Origin of the sequence: Hymenobacter terricola, assembly GCF_017921975.2 — a bacterium.
GTDB lineage: Bacteria > Bacteroidota > Bacteroidia > Cytophagales > Hymenobacteraceae > Hymenobacter > Hymenobacter terricola.
On the sequence record NZ_JAGEMO020000026.1, the window covers coordinates 32,135 to 58,043 of the forward strand.

The following is a 25,909-nucleotide window of genomic DNA, read 5'->3' on the forward strand; positions in this document are numbered from 1 at the left end:
GTGAGCAGTTAACAGTGAGTAATTAACAGTTGATGTAAAGCCAGGAGGCAGCACCAGCGAGCCATTGTTCATTGCTCACTGCCAACTATTTAACTGATTTTTAGCGTCCCATCCAGCCGCCGTCGACGGTGAGGATGGTGCCGTGCACGTAGTCGGAAGCGGCCGAGGCCAGGAACACGGCGGGGCCTTGATAATCGGTGGGCAGCGCCCAGCGGCCGGCCGGAATGCGGCTCAGAATGGCGGCGCTGCGCTCCTCGTCCTGGCGCAGGGCGGCGGTGTTGTCCGTAGCCACGTAACCGGGCGCGATGGCGTTCACGTTGATGCCGTGGCTGGCCCATTCGTTGGCCAGGGCTTTCACGAGGCTGCCCACACCGCCTTTGCTGGCCGCGTAGCCGGGCACGTTGATGCCGCCCTGGAAGGTGAGCAGGGAGGCCGTAAACACAATTTTGCCGCTGCCTTGCTTCAGCATTTGCCCGCCAATGGCGCGGGCCAGCCGGAACGGCGCGTCGAGGTTGATGGTGAGCACGGCGTCCCAGTCTTCGTCGGAATGCTCGGCGGCCGGGGCGCGGCGGATAATGCCGGCGTTGTTGAACAGAATGTCAATGACCGGATAGTCGGCCTGCACCTGCTTGATGAAGCCCTGCAACTCGTCCAGCTTACCAAAATCGGCCCGGTAGCCGTGGTACTCGCGGCCCAGCGCCTGCACGGCCATTTCCGTTTCGCCGCCAACGGGCATGTGCATCGATACGCCGATGATGTCGGCGCCGGCCTCGGCCAGGCCCAGGGCAATGGCTTGGCCAATACCGCGGTCGCAGCCTGTGACGAGGGCCCGCTTGCCGACCAAGCTAAACGCAGAGGAAAATGCGGTCATGAAAAAGGGACGATGCGAAGAGAATAAAAAGCCAGTTCCGGGCCTTCGGCACTGCCGAGAGTGGCTTTGCTTCTTAAAGGTTTCATCCGTCCTTCACCAAAAGCAAGAGTTGGACAATATTTTTTTGCGCAATCGTTGCCGGGAACGATGCCATACATCTCCATACCCTCTCCCACCCTGGCGTAAGCCCATTTCATCAGCCTAAAAAGGCATCTTCCAACTCCCGGCACCCAACTACCTACCCATGCAATTAAATTGAATTTTTACAATAAACCCGACTTCAGCAAGCCGGGTTTATTATCGGCAGCAAACCCTGTAAGCTTCTACTGATTCATCTTATTGTTTCAAATAACGAGCATTCCGAATACTGTCAGCAGTTTCTCAAAGCTCATTGACAGCCGCGAATCGGCTCTGCTTCAGCGGGAGGTGCCCTTACTCAACTATGGTGGGGTCCCAGCCGCCCAGCACGGTTTCGCGGGTGTAGAACGCGGCTTGCTGCGGCGTGAGCTGGCGCGACCACAAAATGCGGGCCTTGGGCGCCGCGCCGGGCCCAACGGATTTGAACTCGCCAAAAAAGGCGTCCTGCTTGTTGCTTTCCTTGCCCCAATGGTCCCAGCCCTTGGGCTTGATGGCATTGCTCAGCTCGCAGTTGAGCAGCACGGTTTTGGCGAAGGGCTTCCAGGGCCGGGCCAGGAAGTAGGAGTCCGCGGGCGCATCGCCCACAATCTTGCAGCGTTGCAGCACGAAGCCGTAACGGACGCTGTCGGGGGTGGAAGCGGCCATGATGACGGTGCCACCCGCTTTGCAAAACAAGGTGCAGTCCTCAAACCACGCCGTGGCCGAACCCAGAATAAAATCGGTGGTGCCTTCGATGTAACAGCTTTTGTAGTACTGCCGGCTGCCGTAGCCGTAGGGGTACAGCGTATCGCGAAACCCCAGAAAGCGGCAATTCTGAAACCGGGCTTTGTCGCCGTACACCCACATGGCCGGGCCCTGCCCCGCCGTACCGGCCGTGTTTTCGAAGGTGATGTTTTCGGCCGAGAAATCGTTGCCAAAAACCCGGAAACTGGCGGCTTCGGAGGTGCCCAGGGGCTCGCCGTTGTCGGGGGTGCGGCCGTTGTAGTCGTCGTACGTGAGCACGGTGGTGTTGAGGTCTTCGCCCACCAGCCGCACGAAATTCTGTTTCTTGGCCAGGTTCAGCTTTTCTTTATAGATGCCTTTTCTGATAAATATGGTGATGAGGGCGCGGTTGTCCTTAGGCACCGCATCGAGAGCGGCCTGCACCGTGCGGAAAGCGCCGCTGCCGTCCTGGGCCACAAGCACCTGCTTGGTTTGGGCAAAGCCAGCGATACTAAAGCTGAACAACAATAAGGCAACAAGGAGCTGTGTGCGCATGGTAGCGGGTGGACTTAGGAAAGGCAGTACCCAGCCCATTGGTAGCAAAGCTGAGTCCTGCGAATTTAGGGAGCAATTCGCCACCAGTCCAAGTCTACACTGCCTGAATCATTGGTTTTACCAATACGACTACAGAATAAGCCAATTTTAGCCCCAATCCATTTCCCTTCCCGGGCTTGAAACTCGGTCCCGACCGGTTTGAACTCCTGCCCATCGAGGCTGTAGCTGAAGCGGCATTTGGCTCCGGCTGCTACCTGCACCCGCAAGTAGATGGGGCCCGGGGCTGGGGCCATGGCAAGGGGCACGGTACCGGTTTCCTGGCTCAGCTTGTCGGCGTCGTGGCAAGTGGTTTGGGCAATTTGCCACTGCCCGTTCTGGTTCGTTATGGAGAGGTAGGCGTAGTCGAGGCCCATCACCAGGAGGCCCACTTTTTCGCCATCGGTGCGCGGCGTGAAGGTGAGTTTGGTGGTGGCGGTGAAGGTTTCGGCCGGCAGCTTTTGCAGCAGCAGGTTGGGCACCTGCCAGTAGTTCTTGAAGTCGGCGGGCAGCGGCACGGCGTAGAGGCGCAGGTAGCCCAGCGGGCCATTGGGGAAGGCCCAGCCCAGCTGCGGGTTGGCATGCCACTGCCATTGCAGGCCCAGCGTGGTGCGGCTGAATTCGTCCGAAGTCGGGGGCGTGGCTACGGGTTGCGGCGGGCCCGGCACGCGGGGCTTGCGGTGGGTGAGCACGGGCTGGCCCTTGCCGTCGCCGTCGGGGTCGGAGCCGATGATGGGCCAGTCGTTTTTCCACACCATGGGCTCCAGATGCACCACCCGGCCGTAGGGCCCCTGGTCCTGGAAATGCAGGAACCAGTCCTCTTTGCCATCGGGCGTATCCACCCAGGCGCCCTGGTGCGGGCCGTTAATGGCAGTGTTGCCCTGGTCCAGCACAATCCGGTCCTCGTAGGGCCCGAACACGTTGCGGGAGCGCAGCACGGTTTGCCAGCCGGTGGGCACGCCGCCGGCCGGCGCGAAGATGTAGTAATAGCCGTGGCGCTTGTAGAATTTCGGCCCCTCCAGCGTGGGATGTTTGGCGTGGCCGTCGAACACCAGCGCGTCATCGCCCAGAATGTGCAGGCCATCGGCGCTCATGCGCGACACGGCCAGAATGGTTTTGAAGCCCGCCCGGCTGCCCGCGAAGCCGTGCACGAGGTAGGCCTGGCCGTCTTCGTCCCACAGCGGGCAGGGGTCAATCCAGCCTTTGGCTTCTTTTATCAGCTTGGGTGCTTCCCAGGGGCCGGCCGGGTTGGTGGCCCGCGCCACGTAAACGCCGCGGTCGGGGTCGGGGTAATAGATGTAGAACTGCTTGTTGTGGTAGCGAATGGCGGGCGCCCACACGCCGTTGCCGTGTTGCGGCAGCCGGAACTCGGCCACGGGCGGCTGCTCCCTGAACACCGCCCCAATGAGCGACCAGTTCACCAGGTCCTTCGAATGCAGGATTTGCAGGCCCGGCACGCAATTGAAGCTCGACGAAACGAGGTAGTAATCGGTGCCGACGCGCACCACGTCGGGGTCGGAATAATCGGCGTAGAGCACCGGGTTTTTGTAGGTGCCGTTGCCCAAATCAGGTACCCAGACCTGCGACAACGTTGATTGCGCAATGGCCACAGGCCCAACGCCAACTGTCAACGCCAGCCCCAACAGGGCGCAATGAATGAGGTTTCGCATAAAAGCTAAAAAGCCCGCCGGCGGGGGCCGACGGGCGAAATAGGGTGACTACTTCCAACTGATTCCCGGGCGCGGCGGCAGCCCCGGTCCCTACCAGTAAATGGTGTACAGCGTGGTGAGAATGACCACGATGGCAGCCACGCCAATGGTGAAGCTAGGCTGTGGCTTGAACATGCTGCGGTCGACTTCCAGGCCGTTGGTTTTCACGCCCCGGCCGGTTTCGAACAGGCTGATAATTATCATCATCACGATGCAGATGATGAACACGAAGCCCATCCGGTCGAGGAAAGGAATTTCGTAGACGCCGGCCGCATTTTTCACGGAAAAGCCAAACGGGGCCAGGAATGAAAGGTCGGCGTAGGTGGGCAGGAATTTGAACATCACCGACAGCAGAAAGCCGCCGATGGTGGCAAACAGCGCGGCCGTAGAAGTCGTCTTTTTCCAGAAGAAGCCGAGGATGAACATGGCAAAAATACCCGGCGACACGAAGCCCGTGTACTCCTGAATGTACTGGAAACCACCTTTCTTATCGATGCCCAGGTGCGGCGCGATGAGCACGCCCAGAATCATGGCCACGACTACGGCAATTTTGCCGGTGGCCACCAGCGTCTTTTCCGAAGCCTCGGGGTTGATGACTTTCTTGTAGATATCCAGCGTGAAAATGGTGGCAATCGAGTTGGCTTTGCCGGCCAGCGAGGCCACTACGGCCGCCGTGAGGGCGGCGAAAGACAGGCCTTTCAAGCCCACCGGCAGGATGTTGAGCAGCACCGGATACGCCCGGTCGGGGTTCAGCTCGCCGTTCTGCATCATCTCGCCGCTGAACACGTTGCTCTTATACAGCACGAAGGCCGCGATGCCGGGCAGCACCACAATCACGGGCATCAGCAGCTTGAGGAAAGCGGCGAACAGGATGCCGGCGCGGGCCGTGGGCAGGTCGGCGCCGAGGGCGCGCTGGGTGATGTACTGGTTGCAGCCCCAGTAGTTCAGGTTCACAATCCACATGCCGCCGAGCAGCACCGTGAGCCCCGGCAAGTCGATGTAATTGGGGTTGTCGCGCTTGAAAATCATCTGGAAATGGTCGCCGGCGTGCTGGGTCATCAGGTTGAAGCCGTTGACGACGCCCGAGGTGCCGTAGTGCGTAGCCACCAGGTTCAGGGCCAGGTAGGTGGTGGCCAGGCCGCCGAGAATCAGGAAGAACACCTGGATAACGTCGGTGAAGCCAATCACCTTCATGCCGCCCAGGGTGATGATGACGGCGAAGGCCGCCAGCGCGTACATGCAGAAGTTCAGGTTCAGGCCGGCAATGCTGCTGATGGCGATGGCGCCGAGGTAGAGAATTGAGGTCAAATTCACCACCACGTAGAGCGCCAGCCAGAAAATGGCCATAATCATGGCCACCGTGCTGTTGTAGCGCTGGCTCAGGAACTGCGGCATGGTGAAGATGTGGTTCTTCAGATACACCGGGATGAAGAACGTGGCCACGATGACCAGCGTGATGGCCGCCATCCATTCGTAGGTGGCAATGGCCAGGCCCATCTTGAAGCCCGAGCCCGACATGCCCACAAACTGCTCGGCCGAGATGTTGGAGGCGATGAGCGAGGAGCCGATGGCCCACCACGTCAGGGAGCCTTCGGCCAGGAAGTAGTCTTTGGAATCGCCCTCCAGGGTGCCGTCGTGCCCCGATTTGCGGCGGTAAATCCAAATGCCGTAGCTGGCTACAATCAGGAAGTAGACGAAGAATACGATGTAATCAATCGTGGCGAGCTGGTTCTGGTGCATCGAACGGGAGTGGGAATTGAGGTGCGGCGGCCGCTCAAAACGCAGGTTTGCGCGGCGGCTGCGAAGCTATGGAAAAGTAATGTTCCGGCAAAAAAACCGTTTCTGAAAGGAAAATCTTTGTTTTCCCCTCAGAAGTATTGCCGGAAACGTTGCCGATAGCTTCCTTTCCTACCCGCCTTCGGGCGGTTGATTCCACCAGTTTACACAACCGATTGTGTACTCACTCAGGCAATTGCACCCGCGTTTTTGTGCAGTTATTTCGCGCCCAAAAGCCACGTAGCCAAATCTTTCCCAGCCTGGAAATTCTCAAAGGCCGCTGGAATCTTTCGGCCGTCGGTGTACTCGTTGTACAGCCACGGGTCGCCGAGGATGAACACCTTGCCCTTGCCCAAGCGGGCCGTTGCCATGATGACCTTGCCGTTGTTGGTGACCAGCGGCTGGGCCGGGGCCGCTACCGACAGCACCGACAGCTCCTTGATATAAGCTGCCTTGGCCGTTTTGAACACCGCTTTGCCCGAAGCCAGGTCCACTTTGCCCTGCTCGAACTGACTGCCCTGCACCATGTTCACGCTCTGGTCGGTGAACTGCACGCCGAAGTTTTTGGCCAGCTCGTTGAAGTGCGTGATTTCGCAGTTGGCCGTGTCGTTGGCGAGGAGAACCAGCGTACCGCCGCCCTTCACCCACTCGGTCATAACCTTGCTGTCAGCGGGCTGGATGTAGTTGGGCCTGGGCGACTCCTTGCGCGAGTCCGGGTCGACGATGATGTACACGCTCAGGGGCTTGAGGCTGGCGGCCGTGGGCGCGGCGGGCACGGCCACAGTTTTGGCCCCCAACTCGCGGAACTGGTTGCCCCACAGCCAGAAGCCTCCGTGCGTGCGCTCCTCCCAGGTGTAGTGCCACTGCTCCTGCTCGCCGGTAAGCGGGCTTTTGCGCATTTCGTGGTTGAAGAAGTAGTCCAGGCCCACGGTTTTGCCCTGACCGGGAGCATCCTCGGCGGCAATTTCCATTTCGGTGCTGGCCAGGATGAACGGACCGACGCCCTTCAAATCGTTCTTGCGCAATGGCTCGGAGAGGTAGTACTCGTAGGAGCCGTCGCGGTAGGGGTTGCCGCCCAGGCCGCCCACGCTCACCGTGCCATTGAAGGCCAGAGCGCCGCCGGTTTCGGTGGCCACGAAGGTTTTCAGCAGGCCGGCGTAGCCCTTTTTGGCCACGTCGGCGTACTTTTTATCGAGGTAGCCCAGGCGGGCCCCCTTGGCCAGCGCGTAGACGAACATGCTGCTGCCCGAGGCTTCGGCGTAGTTGCCCTTGCGGCTTTCCTGGGTCATCACCAGGCTCCAGGTGCCGGTTTTGGGGTCCTGGTATTTGGCCAGTGCGGGCGCCAGGCGTTGCAGGGCCTTTACCAGCGCGGGCCGCTGCGGGTGGTTGGCGGGGAAATAGTCGAGCACGTCGACCAAGGCCATGGCGTACCAGCCCATGCCGCGGTCCCAGAAATTGGGGCTTTGGCCGGTGGTTTTGTTGGCCCACTTCTGCTCCTTGCTTTCGTCGTAGCCGTGGTAGAGCAGGCCGGTTTTGGGGTCGACCAAATGCTTCTCGACCAGGGCAAACTGCTTGGCCACGTCATCGAGTCCGGTGGGCTGGTTGAATACCCGGCTGTACTCGGCGTAGAACGGCTCGGCCATGTACAGGCCGTCCAGCCACATCTGGTTGGGGTAGGTTTTCTTGTGCCAGAAGCCGCCTTCCTTGGTGCGCGGCTGGGTTTCGAGCTGCTGGTGCAGCAGTTGCGCAGCCTTGACGTACTTGTCGTTGCCGGGCAACGACACCTGGCTGAGCAGCAGCAGCGCGTGGCCGGGCGTCACGTTATCGAGCTGGTATTCGTCGGCCTTGTAGGTGCGGATGCTGCCATCCTTCTGCACAAACTGGTCGAGGTTTTTCTGGATGTAGGTGAAGTATTTGGCGTCGCCGGTGCGCTGCCACACGCGCTCCAGTGCCTTCAGCATCAGGCCCTGCTCGTAGTCCCAGCGGGCCGTTTTACGGTTGCCGATGACGATGGAATCGGGGCTCCAGCTGATGAAGGCGTCGGCCATGCGCTGCGAATACGGAGCCGGCCGCGCCGTTTGGGCGGCACCGGTTTCAGCCAGCAACGCCAGCAGTGGCAGGAAAAGCCTTTTCATAGTTTTTTGATTTTATTCAGATACGCTTTCACGCAGTGTTTCGCGGTGTTAAAAGCGCAGTGCGCAGTGTCGTTCAAGGGTCCACTGCGGAACACTGCGTTTTAACACCGCAGAACACTGCGTGAAATAACTACCGTTGGGCCACTACTACCGTTTTCTTGGCCACTTTCTGGCCCAGCTCCACGTCTTTCTTGGCCAGTTTGGTGTTGGTGTTGGTGAAGCGAATGTCCTTGCTGCGGTCGCCGGTCACGCGCAGGAGCAGGTCGGCGCCGTTGGGGTAGTAAATGCCGTCGAGCGCAATATTATGGCTGTTCTGCACTTCCATCACGGGCGCGGTATCAGTCGCGAGCAAGGTTATATTTTTGAGGCGAATGTTCTCCGCTTCCTGGCACACCAGGCCTTTTTTGCATTCGAGCACCGCGTTTTCGATGCTGATGTCCTTGATGCTCATCTCGGGCAGGCCACGCACCAGAATGCCGGTAGCCGCGCCTTTGCAGGTGATGTTGCGGATACGGAAGCCCTTGAATTGCGGCGTGCCTTCGTTCAGCGGCTGGGCGGCGATGACGGGCGGGGCCGTCGACTCGCCGGCCATGGGCACGGGGTCTTTGGCGGCGTAATACATGTCGAACAACACGGCCTCGCCGGCAATATCGGTCATGTCCACGCCGTCGACGAAGATGTTCTCAACCACGCCGCCGCGGCCCCGCGCCGTTTTGAAGCGCAGGCCCACGTCGGTGCCGATGAAGGTGCAGTTGCTCACGTACATATTGCGCACGCCGCCCGACATCTCGGAGCCAATCACGAAGCCGCCGTGGGCGTGGTATACCCGGCAGTCGCGGATGATGAAGTTTTCGGTGGGCACGCCGCGCTTGCGGCCTTCCTCGTCGCGGCCCGATTTGATGCACAGGCCGTCGTCGCCCACGTCGAACGTGCAGCCTTCCACCAGCCCGTTGCGGCACGATTCGAAGTCCACGGCGTCGGTGTTCTGGCCGTACCAGGGGTTCTTGGCCGTCACGTTGCGCAGCGTAATATCCTCACACAGCAACGGGTGAATGGTCCAGGCCGGCGAATTCTGAATGGTGAAGCTTTCGAGCAGCACCTGCTTGCAGCGCGTGAGGCTGAGCATGTTGGGCCGCAGAAAGTCCCGGATATCGTCGAAGTCAGCCAGATTCAGGCTTTTGCGCGGCGTGCCGGCGGTGGCCAGCAGGTTGCCCTTCATCGACGCCGCCGATGGGTACCAGTAGTCTTTCTTCTCGCTCAGCACGCCGCCCGAGGCCACCAGCTTCTGCCACTGCGTCTCGTTGAGCTTGCTTTTTTTCACGGGCCGCCAGGCATCGCCCGCGCCGTCAAACGTGCCGTTGCCGGTGATGGCAATGTTGGTCAAATCCACGCCCGAAATCGGGGCCTGGCTGCGGATGGCCTCCTCCCCTTCCCAAGTGGTTTTGATGAGCGGGAACTGGCTGCGGTCGGCCGTAAACTGCACCAGCGCACCGGTGGCCAGGTGCAGGTTCACGTTGCTTTTCAGCACGATGGGGCCGGTGAGCCACAGGCCGCGCGGCACCAGCACGGTGCCGCCAGCCACGGCGCAGGCCTCAATGGCCTTGCGGAAAGCCTCGGTATTCAGGGTCTGGCCATCGGCCACGGCACCGTATCTGGCCAGATTGAAAGTGTCCTTCTTGAAAGACGCCTGTAGCACCACGGGCAGGTCGGCCGTGAGCTTGCCGTCGAACACGGCGTGGCTGAGGTGACTGGCCAGCGCGAGGTGCTGGGCGGCTACGTCCTCGGCCACAAGCTGGGCCACGCGGGTGGCGCCGTAGTCTGAGAAGTGGGTATTGTCGTTCTTGGCGGGTGGCACGGGGTTGGGCTGGTAGTAGCCGTTCTGGTAGCTCCAGAACAGCGGCCGGGTGCCCACTTCGCCCAGTGCCGAGTACAGGGCCCAGCTTTTTTCGTGCAGGTCAATTAGCGCCACTTTCTGGGCTTTGGCCACCTCGCGCACCACGCCGGGGTACTCGCCGTGGTCGTCCTTGCGCTTGCCGTTGTCGTCGAAATAGCGGCGGCCCACGGGCGTTAGCAACACCGGATTAGCACCTTTCTGTTTGGCTTCCTGCACGAACTTGGTGAGCAGCTGGCGATACAGCGTCTGGGCCGGGGCCGAGCGGGTGCTGTCCTCCACTTTGGAGTCGTTGTGGCCAAATTGGATGAACACCCAGTCGCCGGGCTTGAGGGCTTCGAGCACCTTGGCCCAGCGGCCTTCGCGGAGGAAGCTTTTGGTGCTGCGCCCGTTCACGGCGGTGTTGCGGATGATGACGCCGTTGTCGAAATACTGGCCGAATTCCATGCCCCAGCCGCGCTCGGGCTTGGTCAGGTCGGGCTTGTCGGACATGGTGGAATCGCCAACCAGGAAAATCTGGGTTTTCGGGGCGTCAGCCGGCTGGAAGGCCGCCGTCAGGAATGCGGCCAACCCGGCCAGCAGCAGTGCCAAGAGTGATTTCATGGGTGGGAAAGAAAAGGCCGCACCCGCCAGCGCAGCCTGTTGAGGAAAGAAAAAAGGCAGTATTGCCCTAACAATATTAGGTCGCTTCCGAGCCGTTACCTGCCTGAAGCGGCACCGGGAGGCACTTTTTTTTGCGCAATCGTTGCCGGGAACGTTCTCACATTTGCTCATCAGTCCCCGCCTGCCTTTGCCCGGCAACAACCCTTTCCGGAATTAGTGATACAACAAGCTGTACTCGATTGATGCCACGCGCTGAATGGCAACGTTCCCGGCAACGATTGCGCAATTAAAGTCCGGGAAAGGCTTGCCGCTTGCCGAGCAAATTTGGAAATTGCAGAAATAATATCCTGTCAAAGCCAGCTAAGCGGGCTTTTTTACGCTACATTTTCCACTTTCCTGTTTCACCCCATCCCATTATTTCATGAACAACAATTTACGCTCGGCTTTATTGCTATTAGGAGGCCTGGGGCTTGCCCAGGTGGCTACGGCTCAAACCACCCCTATTTACAAGTTCTGGTCGCTGAAGGCTGGCGCCCAGGACAGCGCCGCCCTGCGCTCGCCCAGCACGATGGCAGCAAGCAGCGTCTCCCTCAATGGTTTTGTGCTATCGAACGGCACGGCCGCCGCTCCGCCCAAGCCTTACAGTTCGCTCTACGGCATGGCCTTTGCCCCATCGGCGGCGGGGGGTAACTGGGGCACGTCGGCCGGAGGCACCGGCAGCACGCTGCGCCGCTATTATTACGTACAGTTCACGGCCACCGCACCTGCCAATACGCCCCTGCGAGCCGATTCGCTGGTGATGAACCTGACGTTTTTGAGCACCACCACCGGCACCAACCTGGGCGTGCGTTATTCCAAAAGCGGCTTCGTTTCTGACTCCGTAGAAGCTAGCGGCGGCGGCAAAGGGCCTACAGCCCCCCTTGTTGGCGCGGCCAATGGCTCTACTATCGCCAGCGCCTACGTCGTTGCGCCTTCCATTACGCTGGTTTCGGGTGCACCCAACAACTTGCGGTACAGCGTGGCGCTAAATGGCGCCAGCGGCGTGAGCCTTACGGCTGGCCAGACCCTTACTGTCCGTGTTTATGTAAGTAGCAGCACCAGTAGCGCGGCACGCCATGCCTTGCTGCGCAACGTGGCCCTCAAAAGCCAGCAGGTGCTGCTGGCTACCCGCCCGGCCGTGCAAACCAATCTGGCCGCCTACCCCAACCCCGTTCAGAACCGCCTCACCGTGCCCCATACCGCGGCCAGCCGCGACGCCCGCGTGACGGTGTTCAGCAATACCGGCACCAAAGTGGCCGTGTTTGCCACCCAGCCCGGCACCACTGAAACGGCGGTTGACCTCAGCACTCTGACCACCGGCCTGTACCTGGTGGAGTACGCCGATGGCACGCAGCGCAGCAGCGCCCGCATCGCGAAAGAGTAGCGGTAGCTTTCCCTGTTACGAAGTACCCAACGCGCCTTCTGCTCACGCAGGAGGCGCGTTGGTTTTTAAGGGTTTAGGAACACCACTAAACGGCCACTCACCGGCATTAGCTGGCAATCGGAAGACCCGTAAATACGCTTCGACCGGGCTGGCAACGTTCCCGGCAACGATTGCACAAATAAACCTAACCGGCCCGGCGCATTTGGCTGATGGACTGGGTGATATTTGACCAGGATTCCCACTCAACATCACTGTTGCTCATTATGATAAACTTTTTCTCAACGCCTTTCGCCCGGCGCGGCACAAAGGCCCGATTCTGGGTTCTGCTGGGCTTTATACTGGCATTTAGCTCCCAGGCCTTTGCCTACGACCTGACGGTGGCCAAAGACGGCACCGGCAACTACACCACCGTGCAGGCGGCCATCGACGCGGCGCCGGCCGGCCGCACCACGCCGTTCACCATTTTCATTAAGAATGGCCGGTACAAAGAGCTGGTGAACGTGCCGGCCACCAAGCCCTTTATTCAGCTGGTGGGCGAAAGCGTGGGCAACACCCTCGTTACTTACAACAACTCGGCGGGCACCATCGTGGCGGGCGTGGCGCTGGGCACCCAGAACTCGGCTTCGGTCACGATAAACGCCACCGACTTCTCGGCGCTGAACATCACCTTCGAAAATTCGTTCGGCGAGGCGGCTTCCAACGGGCAGGCCGTGGCCGTGCTGGTGAACAACGACCGGGCCGCCTTCCGCAACTGCCGCTTCCTGGGCAACCAGGACACCATGTACCTGAAGGGCAACGGCACGCCACGCCAGTACTTCGTGAACTGCTACATCGAGGGCAACACCGACTTCATCTTCGGCAGCGCCATTGCCCTGTTCGAGAACTGCAACGTCTACGCGAAGAACAAGACCACAACCAGCACCTCCTACATCGCCGTGCCGAACACGCCGGCCGGGCAGGCGTTCGGCATGGTGTTCAAAAACTGCAACGTGACCGGGCACTCCGTGGCCGGCGGCACCAGCTACGACCTAGGCCGCCCCTGGCAGGCCAGCCCCAAAGCCGCGTTCCTGAACTGCAACCTGTCCACGCCCATCATCCTGGCCGAGGGTTGGTCGCCCACCAGTTCGGCGGGCACGGCCACCATCCGCGATTCCTACTTCGTGGAGTATCAGAACACCCACTTCAACGGCCGCGCCATCAACGTGAGCAGCCGCGTGCTCTCGGGCCAGGGCCTGACTCCGGCCCAGCCTTCTTCGCAGCTCACCGCCACTGAGGCGGCTACCTACACCAAAGCCAACATCCTGAGCGGCTGGGACCCCTGCTCCTTGATTGACTGCGTGACGCCATTCGTGAAGCCGGTCATCGTCAATAATTTCAGGGGCGTGAAAGGCGCCGCCACGTCGGCTTTCACCTGGAACACCAGCTTTCCGACTTCCGGCGACGTGCTGAGCGTGTACCGCGCCACGGCCACGCCGCCGGCCGTCCTCGGCGCATTCGCGGTGGTGGGCACCCAGACCGAGCCCAGCGACACGATTTTCAACTACTCGTATTCCGATGCCATTCCGGCTTCGGGCAGCCTGTACAAATACTTCGTGCGCGGCAGCAACGCCGTGCGCCAGATTTCGTCTGACACCATCACCATCAGCAGCGCGCCCACCATCGTGGCCACCGGCGCGCTGGGCAATTTCACCCAGCAACTGGGCACGGGCTCCGGCGCGCAGAACGTGGCGGTATCGGGTTCCGACTTGGTTGGCCCCGTGACGGTGACGGCTTCGGCCAATTTCCAGGTGTCGCTGACTTCGGGCGGCACCTTCGCCAGCAGCGTGAGCCTGAGCCCGACCACCGGCGCGCTGGCCAGCACCCCGGTCTACGTGCGCCTGAATGCCACCACGGCCGGCCCCTACACCGGCACGCTTACCCTGGCCAGCACCAACGCCACCACATTGGTGCTCAGCCTGAGCGGCACGGCCATTGTGGCTCCCACCATCACGTCGAACGTGGTGCAGTGGTGGCCGCTGCGCGTGAACAACGCCGACAGCACCCAGGCCCGCAGCAGCCGCATTGTGGCCACCACGCCCACGCTCAAGCGCCTCTACCTGTCGAACGGCACCACGATGGCCACGATTCCGGCCTATTCCAACCAGTTCGGGCAGGCCTTCGGCGCCAGCCCGGCCGGCGACGGGCAGTGGAGCACCGCCGCCGGCGGCCCCGGTGGTACGCTCAGCCGCCTCTACTACGAGCAGTTCACCGTGACCGTCGCCGCCGGTGCCCCCACCATGCGCCTCGACTCGGTGCTGTTCAACTCGGCGTTCTACAACACCAGCTCCAACACCAAAATGGCCATTGTGTACTCGCGGAATGGCTTCACCACGCCCGCCGATTCTACTGAAATAACGGGCGTGAGCGGGCCGGGCGGGGTGCAGACGCTCACTGCCAGCGGCAACTTTAATAACTCGTTCCCGCTGTTGAACCAGACCTCCGGCAACACCAACCTGTACCGCGCGGCCCTCAGCGGCCCCAGCGTGGCCAACCCCAGCGGCGGCGTGGCCGTGGCGGCTGGCCAAACCCTCACCGTGCGCCTGTACTTCGCCTGCGGCAGCACCGGCATCCCGCGCTACGCCCTGCTGAAAAACGTGCGCTTCAAGGGCGCGGCCCAGGCAGTGCTGGGTGTGCGCGCCGCCCAGGTGCTGGGCGCGCAGGTCCAGTTGTTTCCGAACCCCGCTTCCTCGTCGTTCCGGGTGCGGCTGCCCATGCTGAGCAGCAAAGCGGCCGTGTCGACTGCCCTCATCAACACCTTGGGCCAGACCGTGCGCACCAAGCTGCTGAGCGCCCCCGCCGGCCAGTCCATCAACGCCGAGTTTGACGTGCGCGGCCTGGCCGCAGGCGTCTACACGCTGCGCCTGAACGTAGACGGCACGCCCGTGACGCGCAAGGTGGTAGTAGAATAACCGGCAGGCCCTTCGCTCTTTTATAAAGCCCCGCTGATATATTCAGCGGGGCTTTTTTTGGGTAAAAAAGGTCAGTAGAACGATTGTAAAGAAGCCACCCAACGCGACTCCGCATTAAACGATTATCGGTGAACGGCGCAGACGGTAGAGACGCAAAGGGGTGCGTTGCTGCCATGCGACGGGAGATTCCTTACTTACCCTTCACGCTCAGCGTTCCGGTGCCTTGGGCGGGCTGGCCATCCCGGCTTAGGCCTTCTGCCGCGGCCTGGAAGGTGCCGCTGCCGTCGGCGGTGAAGAAGTGCAGTTCGGCTTCGCCTTTGGCGTTGGTGCGCACGGTGGGGTTCCAGTAGAGGGTGCTGGTGCGGGGGTCAGCGGGCGGGTTGGTCAGCAGGGCGTTGTAGCGGGGCTGATAAAATTCGCGGGCCGGGTAGTAACCGGGCAGCTTCACGATGGCAATGCCGGGAGCCGGGCCTTTGTCGGCACCCTTGTAGTTGGGGTCGGCCCGCTTGGTATAGATGGCAATAACGCCGCCGCTGCCACCAAAAATGGCTGCCTCAGGTCCTTTGAAAACCTCCACCGACTCAATGTCGGTGGAAGAAAGCGTGGATATCACGTCGATATCAACCCGCTGGCCGTCCAGAATGAACTGCGGCGAGCCCGACCCGCGGATTTGCGCCGTCATGTTCGGCGGGTTGCCGCTGATGGTGAGGCCGGCTACCCGCCCCTGGAGCACTTGCAGGATGTTCATACCCGACTGCGCAGCGGGGTTGTCGGCGAAGTCGACCACCGTGCCACCACTGGCCCCGTACAGGCGGCGCGGGTCATCAACGGGCACTTTTACGCGCTTGGCCGTGACCGATACATTCGCCAGGTTGACGTTGCGAATGCCTTTTTCGGGGTGCAAATCCAGGTCGGCGGCCTGGGCCTGCCGGCTGCGGCGCACGAAGGCCGCCACTCCGGCCGGGGCCTGGGCCAGCGGCGGCAGCACGGGCAGCGGCCGGGCATTGGGCACGGGGCCGGCATCGGGGCGAATGATGACATTGGAGCCGCCCTGCGACCGGCGGGCCTGCAACGTAATAATGGCCGTGTCCTGCACCGGGAAGCTGGTAAAGCTGAAGCGGCCTTTGGCATCGGTGGTGGCCGTGGCCACGTTTTTCACCGGCCGTGTTTGCAGAAAAGTCAGCTGGCTGTTGGGGATGGGGCGGTTGCCGTGTTCGCTCAGCACCTGCCCCACCAGGGAGATGTCCTGCTCCGGCGAGAAAATGCCGGTGGGGCCCGGCCCGGCCAGCACATCCTTCCACACGAAGCGCCGCCAGCCCTGGGTCAGCAGCAAGTCATCGAGGGCCAGGGCGGTGCCGGCCGTTTGGTCGCGGAAGTAATAGCCCGGCTTCTCCACGTAGCCCACCAGGTCGGAGGTGAGCAGCAGGTTGGAGGCAATGGTTTCGGCCGTGGGGTCAAGAGCGGCAAGGCCGGCATCGCTCACCCCCACCGAAAGGTTGGCCACCACGGGCTGGCCGGCAGCATCGGCCACGCGCACCATCAGCTGCACCGGGGCGTGGGGGCCGTAGCTGGCCTGGTCGGGCGTGACGGTGATTTTCAGCCCGGCCGGGCCGTTCTGCACGAAGGCCAGCCGCTCGCACTTCGGGGCCCCCAGCGCATCAAACAACGTGAAGTGGACGATGCCGCTGGGGTAGTTTTTCTTGGGCATGCGCCACACGGCGGGGGTAGCACCATCCAGCGTGCGGGGGCCGGGGTAGGCCACCACGCCGCGCACTTCCGTGAGCAGCTGCACCGGGCCCGGCGCGGGCGTGGTACCACGGTAGCGCGCTTCCACCAGGAAGTTTTCGCCGCTATCCACCACGTGCAGGGTGTAGCCGCCGGGCTGGGGCACGGGCAGCGGGTAGTCGCTGGCGCTGCCGTCGGGCAGGGTGAGGTGGGCGTGGTAGCGCTGGCCGGCACCGGGCACAAAGGCGAAGCGCCCCATGCCCAGGTGGCGGCTGCTGAAGGCCGGTACCACCACGGCATTTTGGGCGTTCAGAATCTGGCCGCGCACGTCGAGGCCCCGGCCGCTGGCATCGGTGGCTTTGCAGGCCACCACGGCCGGCAGGCCTTCAATCAGGTAGCCCCCTTCAGGGAAAAACTGCACGTCGGGGAGCGCGGCAGCCGCGGCCCGGGCCCGGCCAAAAGCCGTGGTGGGAGCCGCCGGGGCCGACGGCTCCTGCGGGCCAATGGGTGAGGCCGGCCACACGCTCAGGCGGCGGCTGTACACGAACTCATCGCCGGCGTTGCGCATCCAGTTGGTGTAGGCGCGCAGCACGTAGGTGCCGGCGGCCAGGGTGTCGGCAATGTCAAGGTCGCCGCTGGCCCGGCCGCCCTGCAGGCGCAGGGTGCGGCGGGCCACCACCTTCAAATCGGGCGAGAGCAGGTCGACGTGCAGCACCTGGCTGAGCGAGTCGAGCTGGTGCCGCGACGCGTCCACGACGTAGGCGCTGAACCAGATGGTTTCGCCGGTGGCATACACCGGGCGGTCAAGGTGCAGGTAGGCTTTTTCGCCCCGGGCGGCCGTATAAAATTCACCCAGCTGGCGCGCGATGCGCTGCATCAGGCCTTCGTCGGCGGGCCGCTGGCGAAAAGCCGTGGCCGTTAGCAGCATCGCTCCGGCCAGCAGGGCCGCCAGCATTCCTTTTTGCACGCGCACTATTTTCATGTTACTATTCAGTCAAAAACAGCTAGTCCGTACTTCTAAACCAACCGCGAGATTACTCCGCAAAGATGGCGAAGCGGTGAAGCCCGCGCACGAACCAGGAGTGCCGGGGCTGCGAACCGGGCCGCTACCAATCTGAAACGGCAACGGCAGCGGTTCCAATTCAGTCAGAATTTGCTACTCTTGTAATGGATTTGGTCCGATAAAGATTTTCCGAATGTGCCCGCCGGGGCGCCGGGGCCTCAATTTATTGGGGGCCACTGCGGCGCGGGCGGGGAGGAAGTGGGCAGGCGGGCCGCTTTCCGGAACCATTTGGGGCGCTAATCCGGTAATTCAACTGGGCCCGTGGGCTTCGGCTGGTTATGGCTGTTAATTCTACCTTTTATTCGATTCGACGCGCTTGGACCCCGTTACCATCAAGGATATTGCGCACGCGCTGAACCTGTCGACCTCAACGGTGTCGCGGGCGTTGCGCGACAGCTACGAAATCAGCCCCGAAACCAAGCGGCTGGTGATGGAGTACGCCGAGCGCCTCAACTACCGGCCCAATCCCATTGCCCTGAGCCTGAAGGGCAGCAGCAGCAAGGCTCTGGCCGTCATCGTGCCCCAGATTGCGAACAACTTTTTTTCGCAGGCCATCAACGGCATCGAGGCCATTGCCTACAACCGCGGCTACCACGTCATCATCTTCCAAACGCACGAGTCCTACGAGCGCGAGGTGGCCAATATCCAGCAGGCCGTGTCGCGCCGCGTCGACGGGCTGCTGCTCTCGCTCTCCAGCGAAACCTCGGACGTATCTCACATCAAAGCCCTGATTGAACAGGGCATGCCGATAGTCTTGTTCGACCGGGTAGCCGCCGAGCTGCCCGTGACTCAGGTGGTGGCCGACAACTTCGGTGGGGCCTATGCCGCCACTTCGCACCTGCTCCAAACCGGCCGGCGGCGCATTGCCCACCTCACCATTCCGCCCTACCTCAGCATCACGCAGGAGCGGCTGGCCGGCTACCGCGCCGCGCTGGAACAATACGGCGTGCCCTACGACGAAAACCTGGTGCGCTACGGCACCTTCGGCCCCGACGAAGCCGGCCCGCTGGTGGACGAGCTGCTGGCCCTTTCGCCGCCGCCCGATGCCTTCTTTACCGCCAGCGACCGGCTGGCACTGGGCTGCCTGGGCGCCCTGCGCCAGCGCGGCGTAGATATCCCCGGCCAGGTGGCTTTGCTCAGTTTCACCAACTCTCAGTCGGCCCACCTGCTCAACCCGCCGCTGAGCACCGTGACCCAGCCGGCCCAGGAAATTGGTCAGCTCGCCGCCGAGCGCCTCATCGAACTCATTGAGCGCAAGCACAAAAGCACTGGTCCCAACACCATGAAGCTGCCCACTACGCTGGTGGTGCGGGAGTCGTCGCGTCCGCTGCCCAAACTGGTGGTATAACCGCCTTATTTTGCCTGCGGGTCCACCACTTTGGCGGCCTCGCGCTGCACGATGCGGCCGGCCAGCTCCAGCTTGAGGGCGCGAATATCGGCCAGCACAATTTGGGCCATCTTGCGGGCCCCCAGCTCATTGAAGTGGGTGTTGTCTTCCTTACCGGCGGGGTAGTTGGGGTGTTCGCCGGGCGCCAGCTGGTTGAACAATAGCTTGGAGTTTTCGACGCCGTATTGCTGGAGCAGGGCCTGGCTTTCGCGGTCCAGGTCGATGAGGGCAACTTGCTGCTCGCGGGCGGTGGCGCGCACAATTTCGGCGTACATGGCGTGCGTTTCCTCCACCTTGCCGGCCGCGTCGAACTTGCGGCGGGCCACGGGCGTGAGGAGAATGGGCGTAGCTTTTTTGGCGCGGGTTTCCGCGATGAAGCGGATGAGGTAGTTCTTATAATCGGCTTCGGGCGTGAAGCTGCGCTTGGTGGGCACCTCGTCGTTGTGGCCGAACTGGATGAATACGTAGTCGCCTTCGTGCAGGGCGGCGGCCACGGGCTGCCAGCGGTTTTCGGCCACGAAGCTCTTGGTGCTGCGGCCGTTCTGGGCGCGGTTGTCCACGGTCACGGTTTCATCAAAAAAAATGGCAAACGGCATGCCCCAGCCCGTTTCCGGGTAGGCCTTCACCTCTTTCGCCGACATCGTGGAATCGCCCACCAGATACACCGTGATGTGCCGGGACGGCGCGGCAAAAGCCGTGAGCAGCAGCAAGCCGAGGGCCGCGCTGCTGAAAAAAAGTCGATTCAACATAGCCGGAAGACTGGTTAGAAAAGTAAAAGTCGGGGCCTGAGCCACACTAGGCAAGTGCAGCTCAGGCCCCATCAGGCATTCAATTCACGCAAGGAGACGCTACTCGCGCGTGCACTTGGCCGTCAGGCTCACGTTGGCATCGGTGTACACCACCACATAGTTACCCTTGGCCAGGGCGCCGATATTCACCAGCGTTGTCAGCCCGCCCGCCGTGGGCGTGAGCGTGGCCACGCGCTGGCCCACAAAATTGTAGACCGTGAGGCGGGCCGCCGCCGTGGATTTTGGGTGTACCACCGTCAGTTGCTCGCTGGCCGGGTTGGGGTACAGGTGCAGCGGCTCGACGATGGCGCCGGTGGGCTTGGTGGCCGTCACCACGGCCACGAGGCCGTTGAGGTAGTTTTCAAGGTTGGTGTAGCCGTTAGTGGCAATAACCTGGCGGTCAGACGCATTACTGGGATTGAGGCCGTTGGTTAGCTCGTAGGCGTCGGTCATGCCGTCGTGGTCCGAGTCGGCCGGCGCGGGGCCGCAGCTGAGCGTGGGCCACGCAGCCTGCGACACGCTGTAGGGCGTGACGTGGGCCGGGTAGCCGCCCTGCACATCGATGAGGCCGCCAGTGCGGCTCTGCACATCCTGAATGATGCGTTGGTCCACGGCATCGCGCACGGGCAACACGCAGCCCACGCCTTGCAGCACCGAAGCGTAAGCCGCGGCGGCCGTCTGGGTGTTGAGCGGGGCAATGTTGAACGGCGTGAGGACTTTGGACAAGACGGTATCGGCCTGGGTGCTACCCTGCATGGTCACGCCTTTCCAGTTGGCATTGGTCACCGTTGGGTTGCCATCCACATAGTTGCCGGTGAGATACACCTGAGCGTAAGGGAGCACGGGCGCGGTGGTCTGCTTGTAGGGATTCATCACCCGGGAGCGGTTGCTGGTGCTGGTACCGGTGGCAGGGCCATACTTATAGTAATTATTCACCATATTGTAGTTGCCACCCTCGCCGCCGTAGACATTGGCGCCTGTCCCCCAGTCGTAGATGACGTTGTTGCGGAAGTCGCAGTTTTCGGAGGCGATGGCAGCGCCATAGCGGGTGCCGTTCCAGCGCGGGGTGCGGCTGTTGCAGTGGGCAAACAGGTTGTGGTGGAACGAAGCCCGCCGGCCGCCCCAGATGCCGCCGTAGCCGTGCCGCTCATAGTCGGGGTCGCCGGTTTCGAAGTGATAGGAGTAGTTCAGCGGCTCCGAAATGAGGTTCCATTGCAGCGTCATGGAGTCGGTGGCCGCGCCGTAGAAGGTGAAGGCCTCGTCCTCGCTCCAGCTCATGGTGCAATGGTCGACCACGATGTTCTTGTGCTCCTGGCTGTCGAAGGCATCCTCGTCCCCGTTGCCGTTCACCATGCCGCCGCCACTGGTTTGCGGGTACAGGTCGCCGAGGCGGAAGCGCACAAAACGCACGATGACGTTGTCGCCGCTTACGGCCACCTGGCGGTCGGCAATGCAGATGCCATCGCCGGGCGCGGTCTGGCCCGCAATGGTGGTGTTGCGCGGAATGCTCATCCGCGCCGTGAGATGGATGGTGCCGCACACCCGAAACACGATGGTGCGGTACACCGCCGTGGTGGCTGACTGGCTGATGGCGTAGCGCAGCGTGCCCGGCGTGTTCGTATCGGCCAGGCTGGTTACCTCAAACACCGTGGTAGGCGTGGCCGCCCGGCCGCGCCCGCCGCTCACAAAGCGCCCGGCGCCTTCCACCCCGGGAAAGGCCAGCTGCTGGGCCTGGGCCGGAGCGCTGGCGGCCAGGCCGGCTACCGCGGCCAGCAGGCCAAAGCCGATACGGACCGAACGCCGGGCCCGCTCGAAAGACGGAATAATAGTGCGGAAATAATAAGTTGTCATGGTGGGAAATGTGGGAGTCCGATGAAGAAAGCCGAGCCGCAGCCACGCCCGATTGGCAGCGACAGCCCGGCAAATCCCCATCTAATATTACGTCCCTCACCAGTCCTAATATGCCAAAAAGGCCCTTTTTATTCGCGCAATCGATGCCGGGAACGATGCCACCCGAGTAGCACAACGCAGCGCGGACTTTGCAGTCCGCGTCCCCGCGCCGATTGAATCGTTTTAACGGCGCGGGGACGCGGACTGCAAAGTCCGCGCTACATCCGGCCCTACTCCTTCTCGAAGATGGCCGACACCCAGCTGCGTAGCGTGCGGTGGCGCTGGTAGCGCAGGCCGTGGCGGGCGGCTTCGGCGGTTATTTTCGGCAGGTCTTCTTCGTAAAACCCGCTGAACAGGATGGGCCGGCCACTGGGCAGCAGGCGGGCGTATTCGTTCATGTCTTCCAGCAGCACGTTGCGGTTGATGTTGGCCAGAATGAGGTCGAAAGGCGCTTCATCGGCCAACGTTTCGACGCCGCCGAGGCGGCACTCGATGGTGCGACACTGGTTTTCGGCGGCGTTGTCGCGGGCATTTTCCACGGTCCAGGGCTCGGTATCCACGGCCAGTACCTGGCGGGCGCCCAGCATTTCGGCCATAATGGCCAGAATGCCGGTGCCGGTGCCCATATCCAGCACGCGCAGGCCTTTGTGGTCCACATCGAGCTGGTTTTCAATCATCAGGGCCGTGGTTTCGTGGTGCCCCGTGCCGAACGACATGCGCGGCATAATCACAATGTCGTAGTCGACGCTGGCCGGCTCCGGGTGGAAAGGGGCCCGCACCGACACGCGCCCGGCGATGATGAGCGGCTGGAAATTCTTCTCCCACTCGGCGTTCCAGTTCTGGCGGGTGATGACGCGGTGCGAGTGGTTGAGCGCGCCCTGGCCCTCGTAGCGGCTCATGATTTCGGCCACCGCGTCGGGGTTGAAAGCGTCTTCGGTGGTGTAGGCGCAGAAGCCCGCGTCGGTGTCCTCAAAGGTGTCGAAGCCTACTTCGGCCAGCTCGGCCACCAGAATGTCGGCCAGCTCGCGCGGGGCTTCAACGGTCAGTTCAATAAAATCCATTGGGCTACGCAACAGGTCATAAGGAAGCTGTTTAGAAAGTCAGTTCGTCTCTACACCGTTCTGGCGACTTTCTAAACAGTTTCAAGGTTAACAATGCACAAAAGTCGTCACAAACCCGCCGACTTGCCTGGCGCAGGCGGGGGCTTTGGTTTTTATGCTCCAAATCTGGTTGCTGAACTTGCCAGCCACCTTCAGAAACTGGCGGCGGGCAATAAACGCCCACTGCCAGCCCGCTGCACGGCTCGAAGCGGCGCCTTGTTATCAAAAAACCCCTTTCCGCAGTTGTGGGAAGGGGCTTTTTAACGAGTTTAATGACGAAACGAGAGCTTGTTCAATTGTTGCTCTTGCAGCCCGCAAACGAGCGCACGTTGGTGTAGTGAATGCTGAAATCGGCCCGGCTGCGGTCAGTCACCACCAGCAGCACGTAGTCGGCAAAGTCGCGGGCGGGCGCTTCGGCCCACAAGCCGGCTTTGTCGGCAAACAGCTTGTTGTTTTCCTTGAACACGAGGACGTCGGCAAAAGCCTCCTCGGGCTCCACGTACACCGTGCCGAAGCAGTAGGTGCGGCGGCCGGGGTCGGTTTCGAGGTACACCGAACCGTAGATTTTGCAGGGCTCCAGCGGGCCGGCCGCGTGCGGCACGGCCGCTACCAGGGCAGCCGCAGCCGGCGGTGGGAAAGCCGGTGCAAGCGCCAATAATCCGCTGAGCAGGAAGGAAAAAAACATCGTAAATAAAGCTAAGCACCACAGTAGCGCGAACTTTGCAGTTCGCGTTCCAGAACGACTTTAACGGCGCGTGAACGCGAACTGCAAAGTTCGCGCTACAATTTAAAACGACTGAATGATGGCCGTGAAATCCGCTGCTTTCAGCGAAGCCCCGCCAATCAGTCCGCCGTCAACATCGGGCTGCGAAAAAAGCTCCCGCGCGTTCTGCGCGTTGGCCGAGCCGCCGTAGAGAATGGTGGTATCGAGGGCCGCCTTGGCGTCGTAGGCGCGGGCAATCCGCTCGCGGATGAAGGCGTGCACCTCCTGGGCCTGGGCGCTGCTGGCCGTGCGGCCCGTGCCAATGGCCCAGATGGGCTCGTAGGCCACGGTCACCTGGTCAAACTCCTCGTTGCTAAGGTGGAACAGGCCGTCGGTAAGCTGCTTGCCGACGAAGTCGAACGTCTCGTCGGCCTCGCGGGTATCCAGCGACTCGCCCACGCAGAAAATGGGTTTCAGGCCGGCGGCCAGGGCGGCTTTCAGCTTCTGGCTCAGCAGCTCATCGTCTTCGCGGAAGTATTGGCGGCGCTCCGAATGGCCCAGAATAACGTACTCGCAGCCCACCGACGCCAGCAGCTTGGCCGATACTTCGCCGGTGAAAGCACCGCTTTCTTTCTGATGGCAGTTCTGGGCGCCCAAATGAAACTTCGACGCCTTGGGCAGCTGCTGGCCCACACCGTGCAGCAACGGAAACGGCGGGCAAATGACGATTTCCGGGGCGTTGGGGGCCGTAGCGGCATCGCCGGCCAGCCGGGTAATTTCTTCTACCAGGGCCAGGCCCTCGGGGTAGGTCAGGTTCATTTTCCAGTTGCCGGCAACGAGGTTTTGGCGCATAATCAAGCGAGTCAAGTAAATGGGAGGTACTGCTTGCAAAGCTACGGGCCAAAGCGCCGGTTGTACCACCCAATCTACTCGCCGGTCCGAACGGAACTGGCGTTACGGGCGGCAATCTCGGCTTCGGCGGCGGCGGCTTCGGCAGCCAGCTCCCAGGGCTGCTTGCGGCCTCCCAGCCGCGACAGCACAATGCCGCCGATGGCCGCCACCGTAGCCCCGGCCAGCGCCGCCCAACCCAGCTCGGGCACGGCGCTCAGGCGTGCCATCCAAACGGCAACCAAGGCCCAGGCCACCACCAGCGGAAACACCATATCCCGAAATACCCGGCTGATTATCAGTGCCAATGCCACAACTATGGCAATCAATCCCAGGGTTAGTATAATGGAAACACCTTCGGCAGTTTGCCAGCCCTGCTGCAGTCCAATGGTGAAGTTGATGACCGAAGCCACTGAAATCCAGCCCAGATACAGCGAGAACGGCACCCCAACCCAAGTAGGTGCGGCCTCGGCAAATATCCGCCGCCGCACCCGGCCGTAGGTGGCAATGAGACAGCCCAACAGGAGCAGCATAACGCCCACGCTGGGCAAAAGCAGCTCGTAGGCAAACAGCACGACCCAAGTCCCCGTGGCGATGCTGGCCAGCGTGAGGGGCTTGGCCACGGCATCGGGCAAGGACTTGCGCTGTTGCGCGGGCAGCAGCTGCCACACCGCATACACGGCCAGTCCCAAAAAAATTAAGCCCCAGATGCTAAACGCGTAGCCAGCCGGCGTGAGCAGCGTGGGGTATTTGGCCGACACCACGCCCATGGTTTGCCCGGCAAACGGGTGGGTATTGGCGTAGTAATTGAGGAAAATATTGCCAAAGATGGCCAGGGCCGTCAGCCAGCGCCACGCCCGGCCGGCAGCCGAGCGGTTGGGAGGGGCGTAGTGGTCGGGGGGGACCGTTGCGGTGAGCTGCATAAATAGAGCAATAGACGAGACACCTACGTATCAGTAAATGAGTCGGATTAGGGACTGGAACGCCTATCTGACACGCCAGGAACCTGTGTTGGCAATGGTATATTCGAAAAGAACCGCCCCGGCCGTTGCCTGGGAGCCAAGCGGGGCCGCAACGTTACACTTTATCTGCCAGATAACGTGCGGTACGGTCCGAATCTTTTGGACCTCCAACCAACAAAATATGCCTCCTAAGAAGCCGTAACGGCCATATCATGCTGCGAAATACTGCTCTACAACCTCATCCGTTAATTCCCGCTTGGCCAGTTGCCCGTTGCGAGCCGGCGGAAAGGCATTGCGGCAAAAGCCCGCCATGCGCTGAAAATCGTACAGCGCGTGGCAATGGCCATTGATAATAAGCGCCGCCGCCGTTTCGGTAGCGTCCCAGAACAGCTGCACCGTCACGGGAATCTGCCGGTCGGCCACCTTGGCTACGTCGTACACGTGCAGGGCATCAAGGATGTGCAGCTCAGGGCCCGGCCGGATGGCGTAGAGGTAGCCGGTAGTGCCGTCGTCCTCAAAAACCACGCGCATGGTACCAGCCGTGGCCGTGCTTTCGAGGAAGGTTTCGGGGGTGCCGACCGTAATTTTTGCTTCGGCGCCGAGCTGCATGATGCGG

The 25,909-nt window shown here is 61.9% G+C and carries 18 protein-coding genes; 3 read left to right on the forward strand and 15 right to left on the reverse strand.

Annotated features, from left to right (window positions below; all coding sequences use genetic code 11):
- Nucleotides 1–100: 100 nt before the first annotated feature.
- The 7 genes from J4G38_RS17155 to J4G38_RS17185 all read right to left on the reverse strand — a co-directional run bounded on the left by J4G38_RS17155 (nt 101) and on the right by J4G38_RS17185 (nt 10,416).
- Entirely contained in the window at nt 101–871 is a 771-nt protein-coding gene (locus tag J4G38_RS17155; RefSeq protein WP_210519107.1) for an SDR family oxidoreductase, read from the reverse strand.
- Nucleotides 868–1,068, reverse strand: coding sequence for a hypothetical protein (locus tag J4G38_RS17160; RefSeq protein WP_210519109.1), 201 nt, complete (start codon nt 1,066–1,068; stop codon nt 868–870). The genes J4G38_RS17155 and J4G38_RS17160 overlap by 4 nt, the downstream gene beginning before the upstream one ends.
- A gap of 235 nt (nt 1,069–1,303) precedes the next feature.
- Nucleotides 1,304–2,266, reverse strand: a complete 963-nt coding sequence (locus tag J4G38_RS17165) for a pectinesterase family protein (RefSeq protein WP_226163508.1) — start codon at nt 2,264–2,266, stop codon at nt 1,304–1,306.
- A gap of 65 nt (nt 2,267–2,331) precedes the next feature.
- Entirely contained in the window at nt 2,332–3,972 is a 1,641-nt protein-coding gene (locus J4G38_RS17170) for a glycoside hydrolase family 43 protein (protein ID WP_210519113.1), read from the reverse strand.
- Nucleotides 3,973–4,062: 90 nt separating this feature from the next.
- On the reverse strand, nt 4,063–5,751 hold the full coding sequence (locus tag J4G38_RS17175; RefSeq protein ID WP_210519115.1) for a sodium/sugar symporter: 1,689 nt from the start codon (nt 5,749–5,751) through the stop codon (nt 4,063–4,065).
- A gap of 254 nt (nt 5,752–6,005) precedes the next feature.
- A complete protein-coding gene (locus J4G38_RS17180) occupies nt 6,006–7,922 on the reverse strand; it encodes a glycoside hydrolase family 88/105 protein (RefSeq protein WP_210519117.1) in 1,917 nt (638 codons plus the stop codon).
- A gap of 130 nt (nt 7,923–8,052) precedes the next feature.
- Entirely contained in the window at nt 8,053–10,416 is a 2,364-nt protein-coding gene (locus tag J4G38_RS17185) for a glycosyl hydrolase family 28 protein (protein ID WP_210519118.1), read from the reverse strand.
- A 421-nt stretch (nt 10,417–10,837) separates the two neighbouring features.
- On the opposite strand from J4G38_RS17185, the gene J4G38_RS17190 reads away from it, so the two are divergent.
- Both J4G38_RS17190 and J4G38_RS17195 read left to right on the forward strand, forming a co-directional pair.
- Nucleotides 10,838–11,839: a T9SS type A sorting domain-containing protein gene (locus J4G38_RS17190; RefSeq protein WP_210519121.1), complete on the forward strand. Its 1,002-nt coding sequence runs from the start codon at nt 10,838–10,840 to the stop codon at nt 11,837–11,839.
- Nucleotides 11,840–12,102: 263 nt separating this feature from the next.
- Nucleotides 12,103–14,787, forward strand: a complete 2,685-nt coding sequence (locus tag J4G38_RS17195; RefSeq protein WP_210519122.1) for a pectinesterase family protein — start codon at nt 12,103–12,105, stop codon at nt 14,785–14,787.
- A gap of 190 nt (nt 14,788–14,977) precedes the next feature.
- Here the strand turns inward: J4G38_RS17195 and J4G38_RS17200 are convergent, their stop codons facing one another.
- Nucleotides 14,978–17,494: a TonB-dependent receptor gene (locus J4G38_RS17200; RefSeq protein ID WP_210519124.1), complete on the reverse strand. Its 2,517-nt coding sequence runs from the start codon at nt 17,492–17,494 to the stop codon at nt 14,978–14,980.
- A gap of 397 nt (nt 17,495–17,891) precedes the next feature.
- Here J4G38_RS17200 and J4G38_RS17205 point away from each other — a divergent pair, with 397 nt between their 5' ends.
- Complete coding sequence (locus tag J4G38_RS17205; protein WP_210519126.1) at nt 17,892–18,923, forward strand: LacI family DNA-binding transcriptional regulator; 1,032 nt, start codon at nt 17,892–17,894, stop codon at nt 18,921–18,923.
- A gap of 5 nt (nt 18,924–18,928) precedes the next feature.
- On the opposite strand, the gene J4G38_RS17210 is transcribed toward J4G38_RS17205, so the two are convergent.
- The 7 genes from J4G38_RS17210 to J4G38_RS17240 form a co-directional block, all read right to left on the reverse strand.
- Nucleotides 18,929–19,711: a rhamnogalacturonan acetylesterase gene (locus tag J4G38_RS17210; RefSeq protein ID WP_210519128.1), complete on the reverse strand. Its 783-nt coding sequence runs from the start codon at nt 19,709–19,711 to the stop codon at nt 18,929–18,931.
- Nucleotides 19,712–19,810: 99 nt separating this feature from the next.
- Nucleotides 19,811–21,601 carry a T9SS type A sorting domain-containing protein gene (locus tag J4G38_RS17215; protein ID WP_210519129.1) on the reverse strand — a complete coding sequence of 597 codons (1,791 nt, stop codon included), beginning with the start codon at nt 21,599–21,601 and terminating at the stop codon, nt 19,811–19,813.
- Between the two features lie 269 nt (nt 21,602–21,870).
- Nucleotides 21,871–22,701: a 50S ribosomal protein L11 methyltransferase gene (gene prmA / locus J4G38_RS17220; protein ID WP_210519130.1), complete on the reverse strand. Its 831-nt coding sequence runs from the start codon at nt 22,699–22,701 to the stop codon at nt 21,871–21,873.
- A gap of 331 nt (nt 22,702–23,032) precedes the next feature.
- Nucleotides 23,033–23,425 carry a hypothetical protein gene (locus J4G38_RS17225; protein WP_226163509.1) on the reverse strand — a complete coding sequence of 131 codons (393 nt, stop codon included), beginning with the start codon at nt 23,423–23,425 and terminating at the stop codon, nt 23,033–23,035.
- A gap of 102 nt (nt 23,426–23,527) precedes the next feature.
- The gene (tpiA, locus tag J4G38_RS17230) at nt 23,528–24,295 is read right to left on the reverse strand and encodes a triose-phosphate isomerase (protein ID WP_210519131.1); all 768 of its coding nucleotides are present in this window, start codon (nt 24,293–24,295) and stop codon (nt 23,528–23,530) included.
- 74 nt (nt 24,296–24,369) lie between these two features.
- Nucleotides 24,370–25,254 (reverse strand): hypothetical protein, encoded by an 885-nt coding sequence (locus J4G38_RS17235; RefSeq protein WP_210519132.1) that lies wholly within the window; start codon nt 25,252–25,254, stop codon nt 24,370–24,372.
- Nucleotides 25,255–25,503: 249 nt separating this feature from the next.
- Complete coding sequence (locus J4G38_RS17240) at nt 25,504–25,902, reverse strand: DUF2251 domain-containing protein (RefSeq protein ID WP_210519133.1); 399 nt, start codon at nt 25,900–25,902, stop codon at nt 25,504–25,506.
- Nucleotides 25,903–25,909: the final 7 nt, after the last annotated feature.

Excerpts from the sequence above, each read along its gene's own strand:
- J4G38_RS17195 (WP_210519122.1), top strand. The coding sequence starts at position 12,103 with ATGATAAACTTTTTCTCAACGCCTTTCGCCCGGCGCGGCACAAAGGCC.
- J4G38_RS17160 (WP_210519109.1), bottom strand. The coding sequence starts at position 1,068 with ATGAAATGGGCTTACGCCAGGGTGGGAGAGGGTATGGAGATGTATGGC.
- J4G38_RS17225 (WP_226163509.1), bottom strand. The coding sequence starts at position 23,425 with ATGTTTTTTTCCTTCCTGCTCAGCGGATTATTGGCGCTTGCACCGGCT.
- J4G38_RS17180 (WP_210519117.1), bottom strand. The coding sequence starts at position 7,922 with ATGAAAAGGCTTTTCCTGCCACTGCTGGCGTTGCTGGCTGAAACCGGT.
- J4G38_RS17215 (WP_210519129.1), bottom strand. The coding sequence starts at position 21,601 with ATGACAACTTATTATTTCCGCACTATTATTCCGTCTTTCGAGCGGGCC.
- J4G38_RS17185 (WP_210519118.1), bottom strand. The coding sequence starts at position 10,416 with ATGAAATCACTCTTGGCACTGCTGCTGGCCGGGTTGGCCGCATTCCTG.
- J4G38_RS17165 (WP_226163508.1), bottom strand. The coding sequence starts at position 2,266 with ATGCGCACACAGCTCCTTGTTGCCTTATTGTTGTTCAGCTTTAGTATC.
- J4G38_RS17190 (WP_210519121.1), top strand. The coding sequence starts at position 10,838 with ATGAACAACAATTTACGCTCGGCTTTATTGCTATTAGGAGGCCTGGGG.
- prmA (WP_210519130.1), bottom strand. The coding sequence starts at position 22,701 with ATGGATTTTATTGAACTGACCGTTGAAGCCCCGCGCGAGCTGGCCGAC.
- tpiA (WP_210519131.1), bottom strand. The coding sequence starts at position 24,295 with ATGCGCCAAAACCTCGTTGCCGGCAACTGGAAAATGAACCTGACCTAC.
- J4G38_RS17175 (WP_210519115.1), bottom strand. The coding sequence starts at position 5,751 with ATGCACCAGAACCAGCTCGCCACGATTGATTACATCGTATTCTTCGTC.
- J4G38_RS17235 (WP_210519132.1), bottom strand. The coding sequence starts at position 25,254 with ATGCAGCTCACCGCAACGGTCCCCCCCGACCACTACGCCCCTCCCAAC.
- J4G38_RS17155 (WP_210519107.1), bottom strand. The coding sequence starts at position 871 with ATGACCGCATTTTCCTCTGCGTTTAGCTTGGTCGGCAAGCGGGCCCTC.
- J4G38_RS17200 (WP_210519124.1), bottom strand. The coding sequence starts at position 17,494 with ATGAAAATAGTGCGCGTGCAAAAAGGAATGCTGGCGGCCCTGCTGGCC.
- J4G38_RS17210 (WP_210519128.1), bottom strand. The coding sequence starts at position 19,711 with ATGTTGAATCGACTTTTTTTCAGCAGCGCGGCCCTCGGCTTGCTGCTG.
- J4G38_RS17240 (WP_210519133.1), bottom strand. The coding sequence starts at position 25,902 with ATGCAGCTCGGCGCCGAAGCAAAAATTACGGTCGGCACCCCCGAAACC.
- J4G38_RS17170 (WP_210519113.1), bottom strand. The coding sequence starts at position 3,972 with ATGCGAAACCTCATTCATTGCGCCCTGTTGGGGCTGGCGTTGACAGTT.